This is a genomic window from Enterococcus gilvus ATCC BAA-350, assembly GCF_000407545.1.
Lineage (GTDB): Bacteria > Bacillota > Bacilli > Lactobacillales > Enterococcaceae > Enterococcus_A > Enterococcus_A gilvus.
The window spans coordinates 795,515-820,760 of the sequence record NZ_ASWH01000002.1; the positions used below are offsets into that span (position 1 = coordinate 795,515).

Here is a 25,246-nt window from a genome sequence, read left to right on the forward strand (position 1 = left end):
TCATGTCTAAATAAAGTTCTCAAATTTTGACAGCGTAGAATAACTATTTTTTATTGGACGAATTCACGGTCCCTTTTGAGGATGAACTACGTCAAAACAATCAACGGAAAAGACCGCTCATGAATGTTAAAATGTTATTCTATGATTCCTAATTCCGCAGTTTGTTTCACCTCCCAAGTTAGCATTATACCGTATTTTTATTCATAAGTCATTGTGAAGAAACCATCATTTGATATAAATAAGTTGATTTTCATTAAAAATAAAGCTTCGACTTATATTTCTCTTGTTATTCAAGCTGACTAAAAAACGGTACTTTTTAGATGACATGACATATTTAAAGCCTATAAGAAGTATAACGAAGGTTGAATCCGTTTACAAATTATATTTCATTCATTTAGGATCTGTTTCTCTCATTTATTTGTTATCTATTATTAATTTTAAATTTTTGAATTATCCAGACAATAACAAAAAAGAAAGCACACGTAATTGTGCGCTCTCTTTTCAAATTCCTATACTTTTTTAATCCAAAACTCATATATCTGTTTTTTTATCCCACTTGCTTTTGATCCTTCACCGCTGTTTGGGCCAGCGTCATTTTCGCCTGCGGAATTCTGAAAGGCGAACACGAAATATAATCGATCGACAGGTCGTTCAAAAAGGCGATTGATTTTGGATGTGCTGCTGCTTCTCCGCAAATACCGATCTTCAATTGTGGATTGACCTGTCTTCCCCTTTCAATGGCAAGCTTCATCAACGCACCCACACCCGCTACATCAAGCACTTGGAATGGGTCATCCGCAAAGATCCCCGCCTCCATGTATTGATTGATGATCCTTGGAGAATCATCGCGAGACAAGCCTAAAGCCATCTGGGTCAAATCATTGGTTCCAAAACTGAAGAAATCCGCGTGCTTCGCAATTTCATCCGCTACAAAGCAGGCTCTCGGAATCTCGATCATCGTCCCGATCTGATACTCTAAAACCTGTTTACGAGCAGAAAGACTCTTCTGGATCGCCCCTTCAATAGAGGTACGCACGCGGGCAAATTCTTCGGCATCGATGGTAAATGGAATCATGATCTCCGGCGCGATCGGGTACCCCTTTTCTAAGGTCACTTCACAGGCAGCTTCAATGATCGCTTCTGCCTGCATTTGATAGATTTCTGGATAGGCAACGCCTAAGCGCAGTCCGCGGAATCCCAGCATTGGATTGACCTCTGCCAAATTATCCGTTTTCCGTTTTACTTCATTGAATGTTTTGCCTAATTCCTTCGCGACTTCCCGACATTCTTCGGTTCCTTTTGATAAAAATTCATGCAATGGCGGATCAAGCAAACGAATAGTGGTGGATTTTCCTTGAGCGGCTTCATACATAAATTTGAAATCTTGCTTTTGAACTTCTTTGAGATCCTTCAGTACGTCCAGTCGTTCTTCCAGACTGTCTGCAAGGATCAACTGCCGAAATTGCAGCAGCCGGCTTCTTTCAAAGAACATGTGCTCCGTTCGAGCCAGACCGATGCCCACTGCGCCTAACGCCATGCCCGTCTCAATGTCGTTCGGTGTTTCCGCGTTCGCCCGCACCTTGATGGCTGCATGGCGATCCCAGATGACATGCAATTCATCCAAGGCCACGGTATTTGTCACTTCCTCCATCGGAATCTCACCGAAATAAACACGTCCGCTTGTTCCATCGACAGATAGGATCGCCCCTTCTTCGATGACCTTATCCCCCACCACTGCTTTATTTTCTTCCAATACGGTCAACCGCTCACAGCCGACGACGGAACAAATCCCCATTCCGCGCGCCACGACTGCCGCATGGGAGGTCATACCGCCACGGCTGGTGATGACCGCCTCACTGACCGCGATTCCTTCAATGTCTTCTGGTGATGTTTCTTCTCGAACCAACACGACTCTTTCGCCGCGCGCCTTGGCCTCGGTCGCTGCTTCGGCAGTAAAATATGCCGCTCCTGTTGCAGCGCCCGGGCTAGCCGCCAAGCCAGATAAGAAAGATTCGTGGTTCTTCAATTCTTGCTCATCAAAGTTTGGATGCAAGGCCGCCTCTAAATCCTTCGCTTCGATGCGGCGGACTAATTCTTTTTCGTCAATAATCCCCTCTTTATGGAGATCAAGTAAAATGGTGAGCGCCGCTTTGGAGGTCCGTTTTCCGCTGCGGGTCTGCAAGATAAATAATTTTTCCCTCTCAATAGTAAACTCCACATCTTGCATGTCGTGATAGTGCTTTTCTAAGTCTTCACAAATTTCTTTTAACTGGCTATACTGTTTTGGCAGCTCATCCGCCAGCACCTGAATCGGCTTCGGTGTCCGAACGCCCGCAACGACATCTTCTCCTTGAGCGTTGATCAAATATTCCCCGAACAACCCTGGGTCTCCTAATGACGGATTGCGTGAGAAGACCACGCCAGTCCCCGAACTTTCACCAAAGTTCCCAAAAACCATCTCCTGAATATTTACAGCAGTTCCTAGATCGTCGCTGATGTCATGAAGACGACGATACGTTTTCGCGCGCTGGTTGTTCCAGCTCCCGAAGACTGCTTCGATCGCTAAATATAATTGTTCGATCGGATTTTGCGGAAATTCCCGTTGCAATTTTTTTCGATAGATCTCCTTGTACTCGCTTACAATTTGTTTCCAGTGGTCAGCCGTCAACTCATTATCAAACGACAAGCCATTTATTTTTTTCAACGCGGTGATGCGATGTTCAAAATCGTTGTTGTCCATCCCCATCACGACATTGCCGAACATCTGCAGCAAGCGACGATAACAGTCGTAAGCAAAGCGCTCATTTTGACTATTTTCTGCGAGAGCTGCTACCGTTTGATCATTCAATCCTAAATTTAACACCGTGTCCATCATACCAGGCATTGAAAACTTTGATCCGCTTCGGACCGAAACCAGCAATGGGTTCGTTACGTCTCCAAATCGTTTCCCCGTTTTTACGGATAACTGCTCCACAGCAGCCATCACTTGGTCCTTCATTTCATCGGTCAAATGATTGCCGTGATTTAAATAGTACAAACACGCTTCTGTTGTGACGGTGAACCCGGTCGGTACAGGCAGACCTAATTTCGTCATCTCTGCCAAATTGGCTCCCTTTCCGCCTAATAGATCCTTTTGTTCTTTTGATCCTTCTGAAAATAAATAAACCCAACGATTCATGCGCTTCTCCTCTTAAAAAAGTTTTATTTTATCTATTTTCAGTTTAATACGAGTATTATATAAAGTCAATAAGATGTTTATATAATTTTATTATGATCATATATGCGTATAAAAAGTGCCGCACACAATAAATCAGACACTTACATCCCTCAATCGCATCCCTGATCATTCGCAACGTACAAAAAAACAGGCGATTCTCTATAAAAAGAATCGTCTGTCGAATTTCTTATTTCTTTCATGATGCTACTCTCGATAACACAGACCCAATCCCTTTAGAAAGTTCCGTGTATAGTTATCGCCGCAAGGCTTGAAGTTACGATGCCCTTCTTTTCGCAAAATCGCTCCAAGTTCTCCCTTCGAAGGATACACCCCTGCCTCTGCTAAAATATCCAGCAAATCATCGCTAGTTAGGGCCAGCGCGATTTTTACCTTTTTGATCAGCACATTGTTCATGTGGTTGAGTTCCGAGCTTTTCGGTGCCGGTGGTTGTGCGGCTGCATTTTTCGGCTCGCCACGCTTCAAAAGAATAAACCCGTTCAAAAAAGTGTCTAGTGTCTTATTGTTGATCATTTTTTCATAGACATTTTTGTCGAAGCCGTCGCTCTCGTTTTCATCCTGGTTGTTTATTTTTGTCAGCATCGACTTTTCTTCTTCTCTGGAGATCGTCATGCCGCCAAGCTGGAATGCCTTTACAATCTCTGTATCCTTAATGTCCAGCGCATATCTTAATCGTAACAACAAATCATTATTATTCATTGGTTTCCTCCGTACCTTCGCCTGATCCTTTTACTATACCACAAAAAAAATTCGACTAAGGAGTGAATCCTAGTCGAATCTTGTTACATCAGATGCAGGAGGATCAACAGAACCGCAAGAATCCCGGGTGCTGCCTGAATCACATAAATGGATTTTGTGACGGTTTTCCCGCCGTAGATCCCTACGATCACCACAAAAAGATTCAACAGCAGCAAGACTTTTAGCCGTACATCCCCTTCAAACATGAGAAGACTTGCTAAGATCGCCAGACCTAAGCTGCCGTTATAAATCCCCATATTTTTCAAGGCGATCTGCGCATTCTTTTGAGTAACAAATTCATAGGGCATATCAAATGTTTTTGCCTGTTTTTCTGATGAAGCAAACATCTCTAATCCCATGATCACCAAATGAAGGAGACCGATGATTCCTGATACTAGCAAGATGATAACTGTCATGGTTGTTTTCTCCCTTAGACGTCTGCCGATTCATTACGGCAGCGTTCGTTTATCCCTCTACTATAGTCATCTTCTTCGGATTCTCCAAACAAAAATGCTTACACCTCTTCGATGATAAACCCATGGGTCCGTAACTGATACCCGTCTTCTTCATGGTAATTGGCGCCAAATAAATGACGGCCGTGCTTTTTCGTTTCCAGCATGTCGCCTTCATTAAAAGTCGCGACCACCGTTTTTTCCTTATACGTTCGCGTCAGAGAAACCGCTCGTCTATCATCATCGTAGTGCCACGTCATTGTTCCGTAACTAAATACTTCAGAAAATTGCTTTCGCAAAGCGATTAATTGCTTAAAGAAGGTGTGCAGCTCATGGTCTTGCTCTTCCCAGATCATACACCGCCGGCAATCCGGGTCCATCGCTCCTTCCATCCCCACTTCGGTTCCGTAATACAGACAAGGGGTGCCTTTTTGGATGAACATAAACGTTAAGACTGCTTTCATCATGCCCTTGTTTCCGTTGCATAACGTTAGGATTCGCGGAGTGTCATGAGAATCTAAAAGATTGAAGCTGACTTCATTGGTTTGATCCCGATAAAGCAATTGCTGGCGATTCATCCCAAAAATCATTTGCGAGATCGACAATGATCGTTCCACAAAGAAACCTTTGATACTGTCGGTAAAAGCATAGTTCATGACCGCGTGGAATTCATCTCCTTGCAGCCAGGGCTGTGACGAATGCCAAATTTCTCCTAAAATATACACGTCTTCCTTTTGCTTCAACACCGTTTCATGAAATTTTTTCCAAAAATGATGGTCGACTTCATTGGCAACATCTAACCGCCAGCCATCGATGTCAAATTCGCGAATCCAATACGTCGCTATATCAAGCAAATAGCGCTGCACTTCTGGATTCGCCGTATTCAGCTTCGGCATGTGCGGATTGAAATTAAACGTATCGTAAGTTAGATTTTTCGCATTTTCTGAATTCTCGACCGCCGTATACCGTGGTGGGAAAGTCTCAATATGAAACCAATTCGCGTAATCGGATTCTTCCCCATGCAAGATGACGTCCTGCCATTGGTGAGCGCTCGCGCCAAGATGATTAAAGACCGCGTCCAGCATTACACGCATGCCGCGCTCATGAGCTTTTTCCACCAACTCACGAAAAATTCGCTTATCACCAAAATGAGGATCAATCTCATAATAATCGACCGTGTCATATTTATGATTCGACGGCGAAGTGAAGATCGGACAGAGATACAGGCCATTTATCCCCAGCTCCTCCAAATAATCCAGCTTGTCGATGATTCCTTGCAGATCACCGCCAAAAAAGTTTTCCCGTGTCGGCTTTTCACTTCCCCAAGCAAGAGCATTTTCAGGATCGTTCGAAGCATCTCCGTTGTAAAAACGTTCTGGAAAAATTTGATACCAGACTGTTTGATGGACCCAGTCTGGAACCTTAAAACGATCAATCTCTTGAAAATAAGGCATCCGAAAATACAAATTATCCTGTGTCAGGTGATCCTCGTCGTAGCTGAATAGTCCTTGATCTGTATAAAAAACCTGTTTTCCCGCATAATCCGTAATACAAAAAGCGTAGGCCAAACGATGATGGGGAGCCATAACTTCAATCTCCCAAAAATCATGGGTATCCGTCGTATAATTTCTCTCCATTGGCCGCTGCTGATGGTACCATTGCTCTTCGGCAAAGAGATAAAAGTCCCCACCGATCAATCCGACGCTCTTTATCTCATTACGAGCTGTCTGCAAGCGAATCCTCATCCGTTCTTTCGTGTAAAGAAACGCAAATTCACTTTCGGGACGATGATATATTCCTGCTTCGTTCATCCCTCCACCTCCATTTCTACTTTTATTGTACCAAAAAAAATGTTAGCGACTCCACTTTGACCTTTTTCGAGCGTTCAAATACATTTTTTTCCTTGAAATATGCTACTATAATTATAGAAGAAAAAATTTTCTTCGCCTCGTTTATCGAGGATCACTCCAGGGCGTAGCATGTTTGGGGAAGCGGCTGCGTCCGTATTTTTTTGACAAAGCCACGTAATTTTGTTTTAATTACTATAATAATTATTGAAACGAGGGATCATGCCATTGAAAAACTAAGCGACTGTTGGAAGCTGCAAACCGATCTAGAATTGACTTATGTTGATGGGATCAGTGGGCAGATTTTCAGGACTGGCTTAGGTTTTCAACGGATGGTCTTTTTTTGTCGGTTTGCGGTCGCAATTTGCTGAGCGCAAGCAGGCATTAAATCAATTCGCGCATGTAGTGACTACGCAGTTTAACAGAGGAATCGGTGCAGGAAAATAAAATTGATTTCCGACCTTAAAAAAAAGCATTCTTCTTTCCTAAGCGAGCTGCCAGCTTCTCAACTATTTCCGCAAACGACTATCAAACTCCTACTCCTTTCCTGAAAATGGGGAGGATTTTTTTGTTCCATGGTGGAACAGGAGGAGGAATTTTTATGTCTACAATTAAAATTACACAGTTAACGTTTGGTTTTGATAAACAAGTGGACCCCTTGTTTGACAAAGCCAATTTAACCATCGATAGCAGTTGGAAATTAGGGTTAGTCGGCCGCAACGGTCGTGGAAAAACAACATTGCTGCAGTTACTATTAGGAAACTACCCGTATCAAGGAGAGATTCAGTTTCCTTTACACCCTATTTATTTTCCCACCGCGATTGAAGAGGCCGAACAGTTAACCTATTACGCCTTGCAAGCAGCGGCCGATTTTGAATTATGGAAGCTCGAACGGGAAATGAATTTGATCCATTTAGACCCACAAGTCTTGTGGCAGCCGTATCAGACACTCTCGGGCGGCGAACAAACAAAAGTCTTACTGTCTTTGCTTTTTACTCAGGAAAATTTCTTTCCTTTGATCGATGAGCCGACCAATCATCTCGATCTGCAAGGACGGCAGCATGTGGCCGAATACTTGAAACAAAAAGACGGCTTTATTATCGTCAGCCACGACCGCCAATTTCTAAATCAGGTGACCGACCATACCCTCGCGATTGAAAAAAGTCAGCTCGTTCTTTATCAAGGAAATTTCGCAACCTATGAAGAACAAAAGGCGTTGCGAGATGAATTTGAACTGGCTCAAAATAGAAAAATAAAAAAAGAAGTCAGCCGCTTGAAAAAAACGGCGGCTGAAAAAGCGGAATGGTCTCGTTCACGAGAAAAAGATAAATATGGAAAATCTACAGAAAAAGGCAGCGGCGGTATTTTTGATACTGGAGCTATCGGCGCACGCGCTGCACGTACCATGAAGCGTTCAAAAAACATCGAACAACGAATGTACGATCAAATCGAAGCAAAAGAAGGCCTCTTGAAGGATTTGGAAGATGTCGACCGCTTAACGATGCATTACCAAGCCAGTCGACACACGCAACTATTAAAGGTAGAAGATTTGAGTTTGTCCTATCCTGATCACGACGCCCTATTTTCACCTCTTTCTTTTGAGCTACGGCGTGGTGAGATCGTTGCCTTGACCGGTCCCAATGGCATTGGAAAATCCAGTATTCTTCATTACCTGTTGGGAACTTTTTCAGGTGAAGCGAAGGGAATATGTCTTCACCCAGAAATAAAAATCAGTTATGTTCGACAGAATTACGAAAACAATCGTGGGACCCTGCAAGATTTTGCGGAGGCCCATCGGCTGGATTACTCTGCCTTCTTGAACAACTTGCGAAAACTAGGCATGGCACGCAATGTGTTTCAAAATCGAATTGAGGAACTGAGTATGGGCCAACGTAAAAAAGTCGAGCTGGCCAAATCCCTCGCGCAAGAGGCAGAGCTGTATATCTGGGATGAACCGCTAAATTACCTCGATGTCTTTAATCAAAAACAACTGGAGGACCTCTTATTGCAAGTGAAGCCTACGATGCTGATCGTAGAACACGACCAAACATTTTTGGAAAACATCCACGCCCAGCAGCAACCTCTGAAAAAATAAAACGAACCGGCCGAGTTTTCCTCAGCCGGTTCGTTTTATTCTTGTCTCTGATTTAAAAAATTGCATCGATCCAACAAGCTTGAATCTCCCAGATTCCCCCTTGAATATCTTCAAACGGCAAGCATTTCATTTCTTTGATCGCTTGATCATACTGAAAAAGCTTTTGCCAGCTGCGCACCAGTTCTGCTTTCAGATGCGGATAAAAACCAGTGGTGTACACGTCGCCTTCATAACGAATCCTATATTTTTTTAACTGAGCAGCATAGGCCGCTTGCTCTTCAAGCGTGCCCAATAAACGCAAATTCAAAATTTTATTCCAATCAGACATACGGAAAAAAACGATTTTTTCAATTGGAACACGTAATTTAATTATTTGTGAGTCCAGCGAATGATTGACATATTTCGCATCTAAAAACGTCCAGATCGCAGACTCTGCTGCTGGCGGTCGCTCAACGATCTGTGCAGCGTGCTGACGATACCACCCATAGGCTTGGAGGAATACTTGTGAAGTCTCCCCATACTTTTCCTTTATATACGCATTTTTAACTAGATGCCTGCCCGATTCGAGTAGGTTCGCAACAACCTCTTGGCTTTGAGACGTGTACAGTGTTACCTTATTATCTTCGTAATCCATTCCGTGCGAATTTCCCATATCGTCCCCACTTTCCTCTCTCCTAGCACACTAGTGTCGTCGAAAAGGCGGTCATGGCTTTGCTCGATTTTTCGTTTGATATTGGGATAAAACGGTGTCATAAAGGCAGTCACATCATCAATTCCATACGTATTCAGCATTCTTGCATGTTCCTTTTGATCCGCTAAATCTTTAGGGATATACAAATGATTGACGATATTGCCCCACTTCAACAGATCAACAATGAGCAGCTGCTCTTTCTCCAGTTCGACCTCTAAAATAACATTCCCTTCACTGTTCGCGATCCTTTCTTCTTTCGAAAGGGAGACCCAGATCGGGTATTTTGCATCGATGGGCGGCGGAACAATCTTTGAAGCTCTATGAAAATACCATTCATACACACCAAGGTACAATGGGGCATGGTCTTCCATTTTCTGCTGAATATAGTTTTTTTGCGCCAGAAAACGCCCTGTTTGGTCTAGCACCTGTAAAATGCCTTCATGCTGTTTCGTCCAAACCTTTACTTTATTTGCCATGTCTCCTCCTTAGATTGAAAGAGACAAAAAATTGGTTTCTCTTAACAATCCAAACAAAAATTTTTCTCTTCATTTGGCAACGTAGCTCTGACATAATCTTGAATATGCGTGTGGAACGCGCGGACCACGGATGGCAGTTCGTTTTTCCGTAAAACCTCTACAAAAGCCAAGTGTTCCTCCGATTTTTTTTCAAGGATTCCTAAAGAGGACAGGTCTTCATTCATTGCGATAAGCAATTGATAGTATAGACTTTCTAAAATCTGCGCCCGTCTGACACTCCCTGACAACTGCCAGATGTATCTATGAAACGACAAATCAAGCGTATTGAACAAAAAGACTTTGTCCTCTTCATTGCGGCAACGCTCTTCGCCATCTTTCATTTCTAAAGCAATTTCCGTTAGTTTCTGAAAATGCGCTTCCTTGATCATTTGATTCCGCAAAATTTTATGTAAAATTTGCGTTTCAAGAGAAGTTCGGATCTCAAACACTTCCATGATCTCTGCTGGTCCCATTTCAATCACGTGGTTTCCCTTACGAGGGGAAAACGTGATCAATCCTTGCTCATTTAAAATGCGCATCGCTTCTCTCACAGGCGCACGACTAATATTGAAGTTATTCGAAATGTCTGTCTCAATCAAACGGTCGCCGCCTTTTAATGTGCCCGACAAGATTCTGTTTTTCACATACGACACGACCATGTCGCTTAAACTTTGCTTTTCGTATCTAGGCATAATATCCATAAATGAATCAGCATCCCTTCTGATATATCTTATTAATTATATCAGAAAGCCTTTACTAAGTCTCTTGTCGTTCGGGATTTGATTGTTTTTGCCTTTTATTACAACCATACCTCCGCACTCGTTTACGGAAAATGAGCAAAGTAAAATTGTGCCTGTATTCACATGAACAATTAGATCATTCTATTGATTCAGGCTTTTCTAGCAGCAAGGCTTTAAATAAACAAACCGCACATAACAGCATGATCACCGTCAAGGGAAGCGCTGCTACGATTGAACACGTTTGTAGCGCATCCAGCCCGCCTGTCATCAATAGAACCAAGGCCAACATCGCCTGAATGACACCCCACAAAATCTTTTTATCGTTTCCGGGGTTCAAGTCGCCCTCCGATGAGAACATTGATAGAACAAAAATACCCGAATTGGCCGATGTAATGAAGAAGGTACACAATAGGCAAATCGCGATAATAGAAAAGAGCATGCCTAATGGGTATTCAGCAAAAACAACAAAAAGAGCCGTTTCTGTGACCTCTTTTGCCTTGTTAATGATCTCAATGTCTAAATGAAGACCAAGACTGCCAAAAATCGAGAACCAAATAAACGACACCATTGAAGGAGCGATGATGACGCCCAAAACAAACTCTTTGATGGTTCTTCCTTTTGAGATTCTAGCGATGAACGTTCCAACAAACGGCCCCCAGGCGATCCACCACGACCAATAAAAAATCGTCCACGATCCGAGCCACGCATTGTCCCCGAAAGGATTGATTGAAAAGCTTTCTGACACGATCGTATTGATATAGCCGCCAAATGAGTTCGTAAAAATATTCAAAGCCATGATTTTAGGCCCTACCAAAAATGCACCGAGCAAAATCGCAATCGCTAAAAACAAATTAATATCTGATAACAGCTTGATTCCTTTATCGATCCCGCTGACTGCGGTCCACGTATAGACAATGGTCAGTGCGACGATGATCACTATCTGAACCAACCTCGTCGTTGGAATATCAAATAGGTAGTTCAGCCCTGAATTTATCTGCAAGGTTCCTTGTCCCAACGATGTAGCGATTCCTGCTACGGTCGCAAAAACTGCACAAATATCAATGAGTTTACCAATAGGCCCTCTCACGCCTTTTTCTCCTAAAATCGGTAAAAAAATACTGCTGATCAGTCCAGACGTATTTTTTCTAAATTGAAAATAGGCCAGTGCCATTCCAATGATCGAATAGGCTGCCCACGGATGAAATCCCCAGTGTAAAAAGGATTTTTGCATCGCCATATCTGCTGCTTTTTCCGTACCGCCAAAAGTCGTAAAATGATTCAGCGGTTCCGCAACACCCCAGAAAACCAATCCGATCCCCATTCCTGCACCAAATAACATCGCAAACCACGAACGGTTGCTATATTCTGGAACCGAATCATCTGGTCCAAGCTTTATTTTCCCAAAACGACTAAAAGCAATAAGTAACGAGAAGATGACAAAAACAAACATCGCGATCAAATAAAACCAGCCAAATGTATCCACCAAAAAAGCTTTTGTGCTATTCATCGCTTGCGCAAATGGGTCTGGAGCAATCAAGCCGATCAGTACGATTAATCCTGTAATCAAAAGCGAAACATAAAAAACGATATTTTTTTTCATCTTTAGGTTTCCTCTTCTCTTTAAAGTTTTTTTATTAGACGAACCGCGGTTTGGCGGTTCGTCCGTGAGTACAAATTAAACTTTCACTTCAAAAAGTCGAGGTTCTTCGATCTCCGTCGATAGAGCGTCCAATGCGACCCCTACTCGATGGTAACGCAGGCGATGTTGAACTTCTTTTGGTGTCGCAGGGTCTCCCAATGGGTACGGGATTGAGATCGTTGGCACGATTCGATTGACGCCCACGGTTCGAGCAACTGGGATCAAGTTCGCCATTTGAACGATCGTGATTCCTGCTTTTTCAATTTCTCTGGTCATCGTTGCACCGCAACGAGTACAGGTGCCTCAGGTGGAGGTTAAAATAACAGCTTTAACGCCATCTTCGATCAGTTCCTCTGCAATCTCTTGTCCCATCCGACTTGCTTCGGCTTGAGTCGTCCCTGTGCCGACAGTCGCATAAAAATAAGGATATACGCCGCCAATTTTGCCTTCTTCTGCGTACTCTTTCAATACATCTAATGGCAGGACAACATTTGGGTCATCATTGGCTGCGGCTGGATCGAATCCCGCATGGATCGTCATAAATTCACCTTTTCTCAGGCTATCCATCGATTCCACATTGTACTTCCCCCATTTTGTTGCCGATGCCGATTGGATACGATCCGGATTGCCAACGGGAACGATCCCGCCTGACGTAACGAGAGCAACTTTCAGTTTTGTCAATTCTTCGGCAGAAATAGCTGGAGCGATAGGAGCTCTCTCAGATTTTGGAATAACCAATTCAGAGTGATACGCTTCCCCATTCACCTTCTTCAGCAACATATCCATGACACGATCCGTCGCAGGAACTGGCGGGTCCAACCAAATTTGGTCGCGAACACCGCGCCCAAAATACCCTTCTTCTTCTGCCGAATGAAGTGTCTCTCCATATAATAAACGCAAAGCAAACGCGCTTATCTTCGCTACATCTTTACGCATCGCCGCAGCACTGGCACCGCCTTGAAAGATGTACATTTCTTTACGGTACATTTCTACGCCCGGATTCTCCTCATTCATTGACGTGATTGCGGGTACACCGAATTTCTTTTGAACAGCAGAACAAATATGCCCGCAGGCAGCCCCGTAACGTCCCGCTCGAAACGCTGGTCCCGCAAAGAAAATATCAAATTCTTTATCATCTAGAAATTCCAATATTCGTTTGATTGCTTCATCGGTTTCCGAACCCATAAAGTTATCCCCGCAAATAATCGTGTGGGTGATCTCTACTTCGTCCTTCAACGCCTTAGCGTAAGCCATACCCGGACCGACGATTCCCTCTCTTATTTCCGGCTCATGACCAGCAAATTCTTCCCCGCCGATTTGTCCGAAAAATTGATTGATATATAAAATCGCTTTCATATTTTCCCTCCTAATTCCTACTCAACTACTAGACGTGTCTATTCTCTTGTTAGAATTCCACCATCGTCTTTGTTGACCAGCCCACTACTTGATCGCCGCAGAACATGGCATTATTTTCCATAATAATAGAACCGTCCGGCTTCACAGACGCACCAAGAATCTCATCATTTGACCAGCCTCCCGAAAGTCCGTCCCGCGCCAAAGCTTCCAATTCACCTAACACGGTTTCCATCGGCGGTAATTCGATCAATGTCGAGACGTTTCCAGCAGAGACGATCGCGTCGCATTTTTCATCCATTGATACCAGCGGTTGGCTCGCGCCGTCGCGCCCAGTACATTCATTGGTCAATCCGACAGTCTTGATGCCCGCATCCTCCAATGCCACATAGCACGCTGTAAAATCAGCATCAGGATTGCCATAACCTTCCTCGGCAACGATTGCACTGTCTGCGCCCAAGCTTTTCGCCAGTTGTGCAACAAAAAGTGCTGCGCGTTCCTTTTGCTCTAAAGCAACGTTTAAATTCGACATAATGATTCCCAGAAAGTTGATCGATTGTCCGTGCTCTTCATACAAGCGTTTGATCATCGGAAAATTTTGGAAATCATAGGTCGACCATTTCGATGAACATGGCATAAATGATCCTGAAATCATCGCGCCATCCAGCACCTCATTCGGATGCATAAGCGTTGGGAGCATCCAGTTGCAATTCCAGCCGTAATTTAAGTCGTTGTACCCGTCATCTTCCATTTGAGACTGCGGTTGCAGAACAAAGACAACACTTGGTAATTTTGCTACAGCCTCATCACGCTTGGTTATTGGGTCCAAGGCATAGGTTTCTACCTCATCCGATTTCAACCCTTTCGTACAAGCACCGATATACTCAGCTAAACGCATTCCTGCCCAGCGCAAAGCATGGTTTTTCTTTTGCTGTTCGTGATGCTCAAATGTTTCATCTGTATCGGCTACTAATACTACATTTTTGAGTTGAGAGTAATACGTATATTTCGCGCCCTCGCCACTCATGTCGATCAGTCCGTCTTGAAAGCCGCCCCAATGTTTGCCTACAGCTAGCACGCTCATTCCCTTCAACGCATGGGTTACACCGTCTCCTGCCTGCATCAGTTTGCCTGTCACTCCGGGAAATACAGGACCACCACCGACGCGATACCGTGGTTCAACTGCCTCTTTTACTGGGACGATCCGAACGTGATCTCCTGGGTTAACGATGTGCAAATCTGCCTCCGTGATGTGTTCATCCTCAAACACAACGTCTAACGCTTCTTTTTTATTTATTGTCAAGAGACCCTTCGTGTAGGTTGTTTTCTCACCGAATTGAATCTCATTAACATGAAAATTTGCGATATCCAATTTCATGTTGCTTGCTCCTTTCTCATTTCCAGGAATCGGTTTTTAGAAAAAATCATTTGATTTACGATCCCTGTACCCTTATAGCAATGAATATGATTTTTCAGATATTGAACTTACTTTCCGATATAGCCTGCCTCTGCTAAAAATATTTTTGCTTCAGAAAGGTTCTTTTCAGCGATCATCACTACTGGACCTGTACAGCCCATCCCGCTTTCAGCGTATATGTTTTTCTTCCATAAATGCTGTACAGCTTCTTCTAGATCTAAAATTTCAACGCCGTGGATTTCTTCTGTGACGATCTCCTTTTCTGGAGGAACTGCTTCTTCTTGAAGACTTTCTTTTTGCGGCTGCGCTTCCTTTAACAGCTTGCTTAAAGAAGCTTGTTCGAGCTTAATGAACTCTGATTCCTGAATTTTTTTGAAATTTCCGCGAACCAATTCATCCGCAAATTCGATCGCACCACGAACGACCGGCGCACCTGAAGCTCTTGAAACGATCATAATCAATTTATCCATGCCTTTTCCAACGCCCGGACCATAGCCGAAACCTAACGATTCATAATTTCCGCCTGTAGTATAGGAAGAAAATATTTTTTGCAAGACGTTTCCGGTCAATGAATCCATTACCATAACATCACAGGTTCCGTTGAGAACATCATTGCCTCGCATGATCGCACCGCCTTCGCTGCGGCTGGAATCTGCAAAATGAATTGGATAGCCGTTTTCTGCCAAACGTTTCAACACGATCTCCGCTTGGCGAGCGCCATCAAGGTTCAATAGACCGACTGTCGGCGCTGCAATACCGCAAGCCTTGGCTGTAATGATGCCATATAACGCATTCAGCACCAGTGCTTCCACGCGTGTTAACGCAGATGTTCCAGTCGTTGTCGCAAGGTACATCTGTCTGCCTTTTGCAGGCGTGATGACTCTGCCAACAGTAGACACCCCAATAGGGAAAGGATAATGCATCGTGACTCCTGCATCCGCAAGTCCTTTTGTTAACAGCTCCTCGAGCCTCTGATGGCCTTCCTCTGCATCAGAAACCAAAACCGTCTCAATCCCTGAATAGTCTACGGTTTTCGTCCCGATTACTTTTATCGAAATCCCTTTGTCTGCGGCCATTTTTGCCGCTTCAATCAGCTCAGACTCATCGTGTTCGCTTCCTAGAGCAGTTAAGGCGACTGTTGAAGTAGTTTTTCGCCCCGTTTCCAAGGTGTCCGCAAGCTCTTGAAACACCTTTGCAATGAGTTGATCGGTTTCTTTTCCTGCCATAAACTATTCCTCAAGCTTTCCAGCAAGATGATTGGCAAAATCTCGTAAAGATCCCGCGATCATTTGCTTGATTTGATCTTCAGAAATTGTTTCTTCTTGTTTGCCGCTATTTTTTTGCATGACAAAAGAGATCCCATCAAACAAATTTGTCATTCTCCCTAGGAAAAGACTCCCTTTCCCGACAAACATTGCTCGATTGATACCATCTGCTAACATATTCTCTCTTGCAAAACCTAAATAAGGTATCCCTGAAGGAATGTGTCCTTGCGTTGGTGCCCATCCGACCATACCGTGCTGTTTCACGAAATCTGGCAGCTCCGCTTTTTGGATTTGTCCCTTCATTACTGCCAATGCGCCGATCATTTTATAATTTGCTTCCGGCACGTTCCCAGCCCCCGCCGGTTTCGTAATATCTGGATTTTGCATCTCTACAGAATATTTATCGATATCTGTTAGTTTTAATCCAGCGTTTTCCAAAGGGATACTCGTCAATGACGAAATCACCTTCTGAGGTGACGCTCCTGTTCCAACCGTGTGCCGCCCAACGATGTCGATATTCAATTCTGGATTGATCCCATCGTTTTTAGAGATCAATACCGCAAAGCTTGCCACACAATCTTCTAAAATCGGCAGACCTTTGTTCAAATGATCTTTTCCGTTCATGCCAAGCTTGGCAGTTGATCCGCCAGCAGCAACGATAACATTTTTGAAAACACCGGATTTAACCAAGGAAGCTGCTTGGATCAGTGCATGCGTAGGTCCAGCACAAAAACCACGGACATCGCTGCCTGTCGCGTTTTCCAGGCCTGCCATTTCCGCTGCTGCTTTTGCAAAATTCCCGCCGCCTCGTTGGTTCATATCTCCGCAGGCTTCTTCTGAACATTCCAATACATACTCGATCTCATTTTTATCAACGCCCGTCTGTTCTAGCAAATGTAAAATTGCAATCGTACAAGAGGCTTTTGAGACTAAGTTCTCAAAAATGACATGCGCAAATAAGGTATCATCTAAATTATGAGCGGCTTTGACACAACCAACCGTGTCTCCATTAAAATAGATTGGTTCCGCCTTTTCATTCTTGATGAACCCGTCAATATCTTCCTTCGTTACTTTTTCCGAAAGCTTTTCTAAGATTTGTTCATCCAATAAAGGATGCTTGTCCAATTTACTTTTTATTGATTGACTAAAACGATCTTCTAACTTAACCAAGTCAAAGACATCGACATATTTCATCATGCCGATAAACTCCTCTTCAGGCATGATTTCGCCGAATTTTCCTTGTCGTTTGTTTTCAGCTTTTTTATCATACCAAGGGGTCTCGAATTCTTCGAGTTCTTCTGGTGTCATATTGCCAATATAGACTTGGTTTGGTGGATAGGATACACAAGTGTCATAGTCCCGCAAGTGTTCGCTTATGTTTTTTAAGTATTCTGAATCAGGATCAATTTTTCTTTGAAGTGTTTGAGTAGTACCATTGTGTACTACCATATCTGGGGTATGGGCAAGAAAATAGCTCGATCCTTTCAATACGCTATACAATAGAAACATCCTTTCTTTTCACAATTTTGGAATGATACTGAACAAGTCAATGTCCAGTATCATAAAAAGCTGCACATCAAACTTATTCACCTATTTGACTTCGAATGGAAGCCATTTCGTCAACGATATCGTCAACATCTAGTACCATTTCCATCATGCCAACTTGTTCCTCGTACAGCTCAGAGTCGATCGTTTCTTTCATTTCTGGTTCAACGATATGATATACGTCAAGTCCTAACTGGACTCCCGCTAATGGACCGGCATACGTAGGGTCTCCTAAGGTTACAGTTTCGGCTGCTAATCCAGCAGCTTCACCTTCTGCCGCACCAAGAACAACAACAATATTCTCAGCACCAAATTCCTCTGTAAATTCCTTTACCCTCTTTTGATTTTCCAGATCCATTGCGCCCGCGGCCGTTCAGACAAAGCATTCTGTAGATGAGAATACGACATCTGCGCCTAGTGGTGTCACACATTCTTCAATGGCTTGACCAGGAACGCCGTCTCTGTCGCCGAGGATGATAACTTTTTTGTCTTTCAGCAACATAATGATTCCTCCTTGTTTTTTATATTATTTAATCGGTGTGACCCGTTAAATATACTTTTGAATCATTGCTTCTACACTTTCTGGTGTCGCATCGTCTTTTACCAGTTCTTCAACTTTTTTTCCATCCTGATATATGGCGATCGCCGGGATACCCAGAATTTTTTGCCCGATCGCTACCCTTCTCGCTTTCGCAGTATCCAGCTTTGCGAAGGGCATCTTATCGCTGTATTTCGCATCCAGCGCCTCGATACTCGGCATCAAAGCCTGACAGGGTTCACAGGTTTCTGAAAAGAAATCCACGAGCATCGTCCCTTCACTTTGCACTACTTCTGTTTCAAAATTCTTTTTGTCTAAAACTTTCATTGGTTCATTACCCCTTACCCTTATGATGTAGCTGTCTCTCCTGATAAAAGACAGCTCAGATGGTTCCTTCAAGAAAAATTTTAGTGATGCAGATACTTCTCGATTGCGACGGCTGCTGTGGCCCCATCACCACTAGCGGTCACCACTTGGCGAACATTCTTCACACGCACATCGCCTGCTGCGTATACGCCAGGAACATTTGTTGCCATTTTTTCATCGGTTTTAATATAGCCGTTCTCCATGTCAATCATGTTTTCAAAGAGTTTCGATTGGGGTAAATAGCCAATAAAACTGAAAACACCGATCAACCCGTCTTCTTCGTCAGCGTCAAAACGAGTGGTCTCATTGGTTTGGGTATTGCGGATCGTAATAGACTCGACGATCCCATCCCCATCTAAACGTTCCACGATCGAATGATAAATGTAGTGAATCTTGTCATTGGCCATCACTTGCTCGATCGCGATCGCGTCTGCTGTTAGTTCCGCCAAGTTTTGGATAATCGTTACTTTTCGAGCAAATGTGGCTAAGAAAAGTGCTTCTTCTACGGCCGAATTTCCCCCACCGATAACAAATACCTCCATATCTTCGAAAAAGGCAGCGTCGCATGTCGCACAATAAGAAAGACCTTTGCCCATAAACTCCTTTTCATTCTCGCAACCGATCGGACGGGGAAATGCTCCTGAAGCAATAATGACCGAACGGCCATGGTATTCTTCCTTTTTCCCTTTAAGAACCTTTACTTCGCTGGAAAGCTCAACATCAACAATCGTTTCTGCTGCTCTCTCAACACCAAAAGAGGCTACCCGCTCAGACATACGCTGAATCAGCGAACGCCCTGATTCTTCTTCGAGACTTCCTGGGTAGTTCTCGATCTCGGAAGTCAAAATAATCTGTCCGCCATCCTTTCCTTTTTCGATCAATAACGTTTTTAACCTTGCTCGACCAGCATAAATAGCTGCTGACAAGCCCGCTGGTCCTGCACCGATGATGATAACGTCATACACTTGCATACCTATCCCCCATTCTTTTTTATAACCTACGATGAACATTCATCGTGATTTACGAAATGACTCTTTTTCTGCTCCTTTGTAAAAAACGTAGACTCTCTATTGAGAGAATTTCATCGCATTATAATTGTGAAATAAAAAACTTACTATGTGCAGCACGTATGCTCGATTTATCGTTATGTATTTATCCGATTAACGTCGATTGTCGACAAACGACTATTTGTACAAAAACTATTCTATCAGTATTGGAAGCGCTAATCAATGTATTTTTAATCCAAATTTTTCGTTATTTATTTGGTAGGAATGACGATTTATTTTATTGTCTTATTGTCTATTTTTTATTTAGAAACTCAATTTTGTTACACAATTCACTTTTATCTCATTCTTTGAATAGTCCTCTTATCTTCCTAAATCGACATTTCAATAGGAATAATTGTTCGTTCTCAATTTGTTTTTTTAACTGACTAAAAAAATTGAAAATCTTCTTTCACAACTGTTTTTTTATTTTCAATAAAAAAAAGCCAGAGGATTTTACTCTGGCTTTTAACACGTATAAAAGTAAGATTTACCCAAAAGCTTGTTCCGTTCTTGAGATGATTTCGTCTTGAAGTGCTTTCTCTAAATTATTGAAATAGTCGCTATAACCCGCTACACGTACAATCAAGTTTTCGTATTCTTTTGGATGCTTTTGTGCTTTTAACAAGGTGTCCCGATCAATCACGTTGAATTGGATATGGTGCCCATCCAAGGCAAAATAACTGCGGACAAGTGACGCCATATTGGTGATTCCTGCTTCTCCTGCTACCACACTTGGCGTGAACTTCTGATTCAACAGTGCGCCGCCAGTTTTTGTCTGATCGATTTTAGAGGCAGACTTAATGACCGCTGTCGGCCCATTGCGATCGGCGCCCTTTTCAGGAGAAATACCGTCTGGTAATGGGATTCCTTTGTGACGGCCATTTGGCGAAGCTTCCATCACTTGACCAAAGTACACGTGACACGTCGTTGGTAAAAATTCCACCACGGTTTTAGAGCCTTTTGGTGTCGGGCGACCCGCGATCACTTCTTGCAGAGAGGCTGCGACATCTCGCAGTAAGGTATCCGCGTACTCGTCGTCATTGCCGTATTTTGGTGTGTCATTGTACACTCTGTCGTAGATTTCCTCGTAATTCTCAAAATCTGCTTCACAGGCGTCCAATAATTCCTGCATCGTCATCGTTTTTTCTTCAAAGACATTGTGCTTCATCGCAGCCAGCGAATCGGTGATCGTTGCGATCCCAACACACTGGATGTAGCTAGTGTTATACCGGGCACCGCCTGCATTGTAGTCTTTGCCGACTTTGATACAGTCATCCGACATAACGGAAAGCAGCGGTACGGGCATGAATTCCATATACATCCGTTCGATCAGGTTATTCCCAGCCACCTTCACGTCCACTACGTATTGCAACTCCTGATGGAAGGCGTCAAATACTTCCTCATAGGTGGTCATTTTGGTGAAGTCTCCTACGTCGATTCCCACCTGCTTGTCTGTATAATGGTCGTAGCCTCGATTCATCGCCAATTCAAAGACTTTCGGAATGTTTAAATAACCTGTTAATACATAAGCTTCCTTTCCTGCCACCCCAACTTCGACACAGCCTGAACAGATCCCGCTTTCTCTGGCATCGTCCACCGTTTTCCCTAGATAACTTAATTCTGCTAAAACGGCTTCCGAATTATACATAGCTGGCTGCCCCCAGCCCTTGCGAGAGACTTTTAAGGCTTCCCGCAAGAATTTTTCCGGTGATTTGCGAGAAATCTGTACATTTGAGCTTGGCTGCAGCAGCTTCATTTCATCCATTACCTCTAAGATCAAATAACTCACATCACTCACGCCGCTGGTTCCATCTGGACGCAACGCACCCGTATTTAAATTACAGAAATCTGTATATGTGCCGCTTTCTTTCAGTGTGATCCCGACTTTTGGCGGTGCCGGCTGATTATTGAATTGAATCCATAAATTCTCTAATAATTCCCGCGCTTCTTCTCGCGTCAACCGCCCTTCCTCAATATCTTTTTCATAGAAGGGTTCTAAATGCTGATCCAATTTCCCTGGCGAATAAGCATCCCAGTTGTTCATCTCCACCGTCACGCCAATGTGGGTGAACCAATACATCTGGATCGCTTGGCGGAAGGTTTGCGGCGCGTGTTCCGGTACCACATCGCAGACTTCTGCTAAATCCAGCAGTTCTTGTTTCCACTGCGGATCAGTCTCTTTTTCAGCTAGGTCTCGACATTGCTGCGCGTAGCGTTTTCCATAAATGATCATGCCCTCGCAGACCAGCTTCATGCCTTCCAACTCTTCCCGTTTGTTCAACGCCTCCATGTCCTTGTTGTAATCTAGATTGTCAATTTCTTGCTGGATATCTGCTTTGAAATCCGCAAAGCCCTTTTGATACATTTTTCCATCGGCTACCGTATGTCCTGGCCCACGCTGCATCAAAAATTCGGTGTATAATCCTGCATCAAACAACAAATGCCACTCTTCCGGCAGCAGACGATTCATTCGGGTCATCATCGCACGATCGTGCCAATAAGGAATGATGACTTCTTCTTGAATGCGACGATCTTCTTCACTTACACGGAAAAAGACTTTCTCACGATTGTTCATGTTTTCAAAGTCTTCTAAGGTGTGACAGCACAGTTCTGGGAACGTCGGAGCCGCCCACGGCTTATCGCCTTTTTCTCCTAAAACTAAAGACCCTTTTTCAATATAATTCGTCCGATTTTCCATAATGTACTTGAAGGCTTTCCCTCGTAATACAGGCGCGGAAACTTTGCCCTCCCATTTTTTATAGGCTTCCGTCAATAGGACTGCCCGTTCCATAGAAATACTCGGTGTACATTCCTTGTCGCTGATTTCCCGCAATCGTTTGATCCGTTCCGTGCTTCCTCTTCTCGTTGGTTCCAGTGTTAATTCCGCCATTAATTTTCCTCCTGTCCCATTTTTATGAATGACTGATAAAAACTATTTCCTCTGACGTTTAGGCTTTATGTTACAACTTAGCCGCCAATCGTCGCTTGATACCCTGCGTCTTGATAAACCTTTTGAAGTGCAGCGACTTTATCATCCGATGGTTTGACAAAATTTTGCGTGCATACTCGTTTTAACCGCTCATACTTGTCTCGGCCAAAATCATGATACGGAAGCAGCGAGATTTCACTCACATGAATTTTTTCGCTTGCCAGCCAATCAATAATCTCCTTGGCATCGACTTCATCGGCATTGATTTCCTCTAATAGGATCAGTCGCAAGTTGATCTCCGCTTGTTGTTCAGATAAAAATCGCAAGTTCTCCAGAACCAACTGATTGCCTACACCTGTATACAACTGATGGTTATGTGAATCTATGAACTTTAGATCATATAAAAATAAATCCGTATACGGCAGAATCCTGCGGTAATTTTCCGTTGGCGCTACCCCACACGTATCGATCGTCACAGTGATTCCCAAACGCTGACACTCCTGCGCCAAAGCCACGACATAATCCATATCTTGGGCCATGACCTCACCACCAGAAAACGTTACACCGCCACCGGATTGATCATAAAAAATTTGGTCAGATTGAATCTTTTTCACTAATTCTCGTAATGAATACTCTTTCCCGATTCGTTCCTCTTTCCCATATTTGTTTACCATGATCTCTGGTCCAAACATTTGGCTTTCAGGATTGTGACACCATTCACATCTAATAGGACACCCTTTGAAAAAAATCGTCGTACGTATGCCCGGCCCATCATGGGTCGAAAACTTCTGAATATTAAAAATCGTCGGCTTTTTCACGTGCTTCCCTCCCACCTTTTATTATAAAGTCTCACCACAACAGTTGCAAGCGCTTTATTCATAATAGTGAATTATTAACGATTGTTTTTCTGTATTTTTTCATTTAAATGATGCTTGTGTGCTTTTTAGGTATACTTACTATACATCCTCAATTTTCTTACTATATCAAAAAAATTCTTTAGTTCGCTATTCGATTCCCCCATTCATTTGGTAAAATGAATCGACGGAACGTTTTTTAAAACGAACGAGAATATAGGAGCATACATATGACTATTGGTGAAAAAGTTAAGAATTTGCGCAACGAGCGCGGAATGACCCTCAAACAACTTTCTGAAGCTACAGGCTTATCAACGGGATTTCTATCCCAATTTGAACGCGGAATCACCACCATCGCAGTCGAACATTTGGCAACGATCGCGGCGTTATTCAAAGTAAAAATCAATTACTTTTTTGAAGAAGAAGCTGTGGTCGAACCCATTATTCGCGGCTATGATCAGCCTGTGATCCACAAGTTGAATAATATGATCTACAAACAACTGAGTCGCACGCCACAGGACAAAAAAATCGCACCAAAAATGATCGAGATCATGCCTCATGAAAAACGAGAGCTTCCAACGACCTACCCGCATCATGGAGAGGAATTTGTCTATGTATTAGAAGGGATTCTAACGTTAGTGATCGAAGAGGCGACGTACCAGCTATACCCAGGTGACTCCGCCCATTATTTTTCAACCGTCAACCACAATTGGGACAATCAAACCAATAATATCGTTAAATTCATCGTGGTCCATTACCCAAATGATTATTAAAAAAACGTTCGATCACTGATGATCGAACGCTTTTTTTAGTTAGAAACGCAAATTCCGAAATTCATATCTCTGATGAAGATCGCTTGAGAATCTAACGTTTCTTATAATACGCCTACTTTTTGACGCGTATTTTCTGTTTCAATATAAGAAGTATCTTCCTCTCCATGCTATATATCGAAAACACACCCTGTGAGTTATTTTTTGCTCCTATACAATAGTAGTCTTTCATTATATCCTGTCCAATCTGCTTCAACAAATAAGTACTACAGCCTAATTCTATAATGATCGCGAATTGCCAACTTTAATAAAATAATTAATTGCAACGGAATCGTAGTCTATCTTTCATTCCACAGTTTTTTCGCTTATAATACTTTCAGGTGATTTGATGAATACAATAGATGCAACGGAAATCGTTGAAAAAATGAGCAATCAGAAAATAAATTATGATCGTGTGCTCCATAAGATGATCCAATCGTGGGAAAATGAAGACGTTCGCCCCCGAATTTTGATTCATTCTTGTTGCGCTCCTTGCAGTACCTATACATTGGAATTCTTGACCCAGCATGCGGATGTGACGATCTTTTTCTCAAATTCAAACATCCATCCTGAAAGTGAATACCAACGTCGCGTCTTGGTCCAAGAGAAGTTTATCAATGACTTTAATGCGGCGACCGGGAATCATGTAGATTTGATCATTGATGATTATAAGCCGAATGAATTTATTCAATTGATGCAGAAAAAAGAACTGACCGAAGAGCCCGAGGGCGGAAAACGCTGCACGGCTTGTTTCAATATGCGTCTAGATTTAGCGGCAAAAGAAGCACTGGACCGCGGGTACGATTATTTCGGCAGCGCCTTGACGATCTCACCGAAAAAGAACAGCCAGTTGATCAATCAGATCGGGATGGATATTCAAAAAATATACAATACCCATTATCTGCCAAGCGATTTCAAGAAAAATTCCGGCTATCAACGGTCGATCGAAATGTGTAAAGAATACGATGTTTACCGTCAATGCTACTGCGGATGTGTGTTTGCCGCAAAACAACAGGGCTGTGATTTGAAAACAATCAATAAGGAAGCCAAAGCCTATGTGAAAGAACATCGGAGAGAAACGCAGACACTATCAAATTAAGTCACAAAAGTAATTACTTATAAAATCAATCTGATGGGCTACTTTTTTCTATATTCAATAGAGAAGAAGTGGC

The 25,246-nt window shown here is 43.1% G+C and carries 20 protein-coding genes; 3 read left to right on the plus strand and 17 right to left on the minus strand.

The genetic code is table 11. The features are described 5' to 3' along the window. Positions 1-547 precede the first annotated feature (547 nt). From ppdK to I592_RS18890, 4 genes are all read right to left on the minus strand, one after another. Entirely contained in the window at positions 548-3,178 is a 2,631-nt protein-coding gene (gene ppdK, locus I592_RS18875; protein ID WP_010778969.1) for a pyruvate, phosphate dikinase, read from the minus strand. 243 nt (positions 3,179-3,421) lie between these two features. Beyond that, the gene (locus I592_RS18880; protein WP_010778968.1) at positions 3,422-3,934 is read right to left on the minus strand and encodes a YehS family protein; all 513 of its coding nucleotides are present in this window, start codon (positions 3,932-3,934) and stop codon (positions 3,422-3,424) included. Between the two features lie 83 nt (positions 3,935-4,017). Then, positions 4,018-4,389, minus strand: coding sequence for a DUF1304 domain-containing protein (locus I592_RS18885; protein ID WP_010778967.1), 372 nt, complete (start codon positions 4,387-4,389; stop codon positions 4,018-4,020). Positions 4,390-4,487: 98 nt separating this feature from the next. Beyond that, positions 4,488-6,236: a glycoside hydrolase family 13 protein gene (locus I592_RS18890; RefSeq protein WP_010778966.1), complete on the minus strand. Its 1,749-nt coding sequence runs from the start codon at positions 6,234-6,236 to the stop codon at positions 4,488-4,490. 637 nt (positions 6,237-6,873) lie between these two features. On the opposite strand from I592_RS18890, the gene abc-f reads away from it, so the two are divergent. After that, complete coding sequence (gene abc-f, locus I592_RS18895) at positions 6,874-8,367, plus strand: ribosomal protection-like ABC-F family protein (RefSeq protein ID WP_010778965.1); 1,494 nt, start codon at positions 6,874-6,876, stop codon at positions 8,365-8,367. Between the two features lie 52 nt (positions 8,368-8,419). Here abc-f and I592_RS18900 read toward each other — a convergent pair whose 3' ends face one another. From I592_RS18900 to I592_RS18970, 13 genes are all read right to left on the minus strand, one after another. Then, positions 8,420-9,019 (minus strand): DUF3841 domain-containing protein, encoded by a 600-nt coding sequence (locus tag I592_RS18900; protein WP_044926748.1) that lies wholly within the window; start codon positions 9,017-9,019, stop codon positions 8,420-8,422. Continuing rightward, positions 8,977-9,534 carry a DUF3841 domain-containing protein gene (locus I592_RS18905; RefSeq protein ID WP_010778963.1) on the minus strand — a complete coding sequence of 186 codons (558 nt, stop codon included), beginning with the start codon at positions 9,532-9,534 and terminating at the stop codon, positions 8,977-8,979. The genes I592_RS18900 and I592_RS18905 overlap by 43 nt, the downstream gene beginning before the upstream one ends. Positions 9,535-9,575: 41 nt before the next feature. Further along, positions 9,576-10,265 (minus strand): GntR family transcriptional regulator, encoded by a 690-nt coding sequence (locus I592_RS18910; RefSeq protein ID WP_244265215.1) that lies wholly within the window; start codon positions 10,263-10,265, stop codon positions 9,576-9,578. A 184-nt stretch (positions 10,266-10,449) separates the two neighbouring features. Next, positions 10,450-11,913 carry a BCCT family transporter gene (locus I592_RS18915; RefSeq protein ID WP_010778961.1) on the minus strand — a complete coding sequence of 488 codons (1,464 nt, stop codon included), beginning with the start codon at positions 11,911-11,913 and terminating at the stop codon, positions 10,450-10,452. Between the two features lie 75 nt (positions 11,914-11,988). Beyond that, positions 11,989-13,308, minus strand: coding sequence for a betaine reductase selenoprotein B (gene grdH, locus I592_RS18925; RefSeq protein WP_081633599.1), 1,320 nt, complete (start codon positions 13,306-13,308; stop codon positions 11,989-11,991). A gap of 49 nt (positions 13,309-13,357) precedes the next feature. Further along, positions 13,358-14,683 (minus strand): glycine/sarcosine/betaine reductase component B subunit, encoded by a 1,326-nt coding sequence (locus I592_RS18930; protein ID WP_010778958.1) that lies wholly within the window; start codon positions 14,681-14,683, stop codon positions 13,358-13,360. Between the two features lie 107 nt (positions 14,684-14,790). Beyond that, on the minus strand, positions 14,791-15,948 hold the full coding sequence (grdD, locus tag I592_RS18935; RefSeq protein WP_010778957.1) for a glycine/sarcosine/betaine reductase complex component C subunit alpha: 1,158 nt from the start codon (positions 15,946-15,948) through the stop codon (positions 14,791-14,793). A 3-nt stretch (positions 15,949-15,951) separates the two neighbouring features. Continuing rightward, positions 15,952-17,487: a glycine/sarcosine/betaine reductase complex component C subunit beta gene (gene grdC / locus I592_RS18940; RefSeq protein ID WP_010778956.1), complete on the minus strand. Its 1,536-nt coding sequence runs from the start codon at positions 17,485-17,487 to the stop codon at positions 15,952-15,954. Positions 17,488-17,569: 82 nt separating this feature from the next. Continuing rightward, complete coding sequence (grdA, locus tag I592_RS18945) at positions 17,570-18,034, minus strand: glycine/sarcosine/betaine reductase complex selenoprotein A (protein ID WP_086305222.1); 465 nt, start codon at positions 18,032-18,034, stop codon at positions 17,570-17,572. Between the two features lie 45 nt (positions 18,035-18,079). Then, a complete protein-coding gene (gene trxA / locus I592_RS18955) occupies positions 18,080-18,397 on the minus strand; it encodes a thioredoxin TrxA (protein ID WP_010778953.1) in 318 nt (105 codons plus the stop codon). A gap of 80 nt (positions 18,398-18,477) precedes the next feature. Continuing rightward, positions 18,478-19,407 (minus strand): thioredoxin-disulfide reductase, encoded by a 930-nt coding sequence (trxB, locus tag I592_RS18960; protein WP_010778952.1) that lies wholly within the window; start codon positions 19,405-19,407, stop codon positions 18,478-18,480. Between the two features lie 562 nt (positions 19,408-19,969). Further along, positions 19,970-22,372: a trans-4-hydroxy-L-proline dehydratase gene (gene hypD / locus I592_RS18965; protein ID WP_010778951.1), complete on the minus strand. Its 2,403-nt coding sequence runs from the start codon at positions 22,370-22,372 to the stop codon at positions 19,970-19,972. A gap of 77 nt (positions 22,373-22,449) precedes the next feature. After that, the gene (locus I592_RS18970) at positions 22,450-23,229 is read right to left on the minus strand and encodes a radical SAM protein (protein WP_010778950.1); all 780 of its coding nucleotides are present in this window, start codon (positions 23,227-23,229) and stop codon (positions 22,450-22,452) included. Between the two features lie 266 nt (positions 23,230-23,495). Between I592_RS18970 and I592_RS18975 the strand changes: the two genes are divergently transcribed. After that, positions 23,496-24,038, plus strand: a complete 543-nt coding sequence (locus I592_RS18975) for a helix-turn-helix domain-containing protein (RefSeq protein ID WP_010778949.1) — start codon at positions 23,496-23,498, stop codon at positions 24,036-24,038. A 385-nt stretch (positions 24,039-24,423) separates the two neighbouring features. Continuing rightward, on the plus strand, positions 24,424-25,173 hold the full coding sequence (locus tag I592_RS18980; protein ID WP_010778948.1) for an epoxyqueuosine reductase QueH: 750 nt from the start codon (positions 24,424-24,426) through the stop codon (positions 25,171-25,173). The last annotated feature ends 73 nt before the right edge of the window (positions 25,174-25,246 follow it).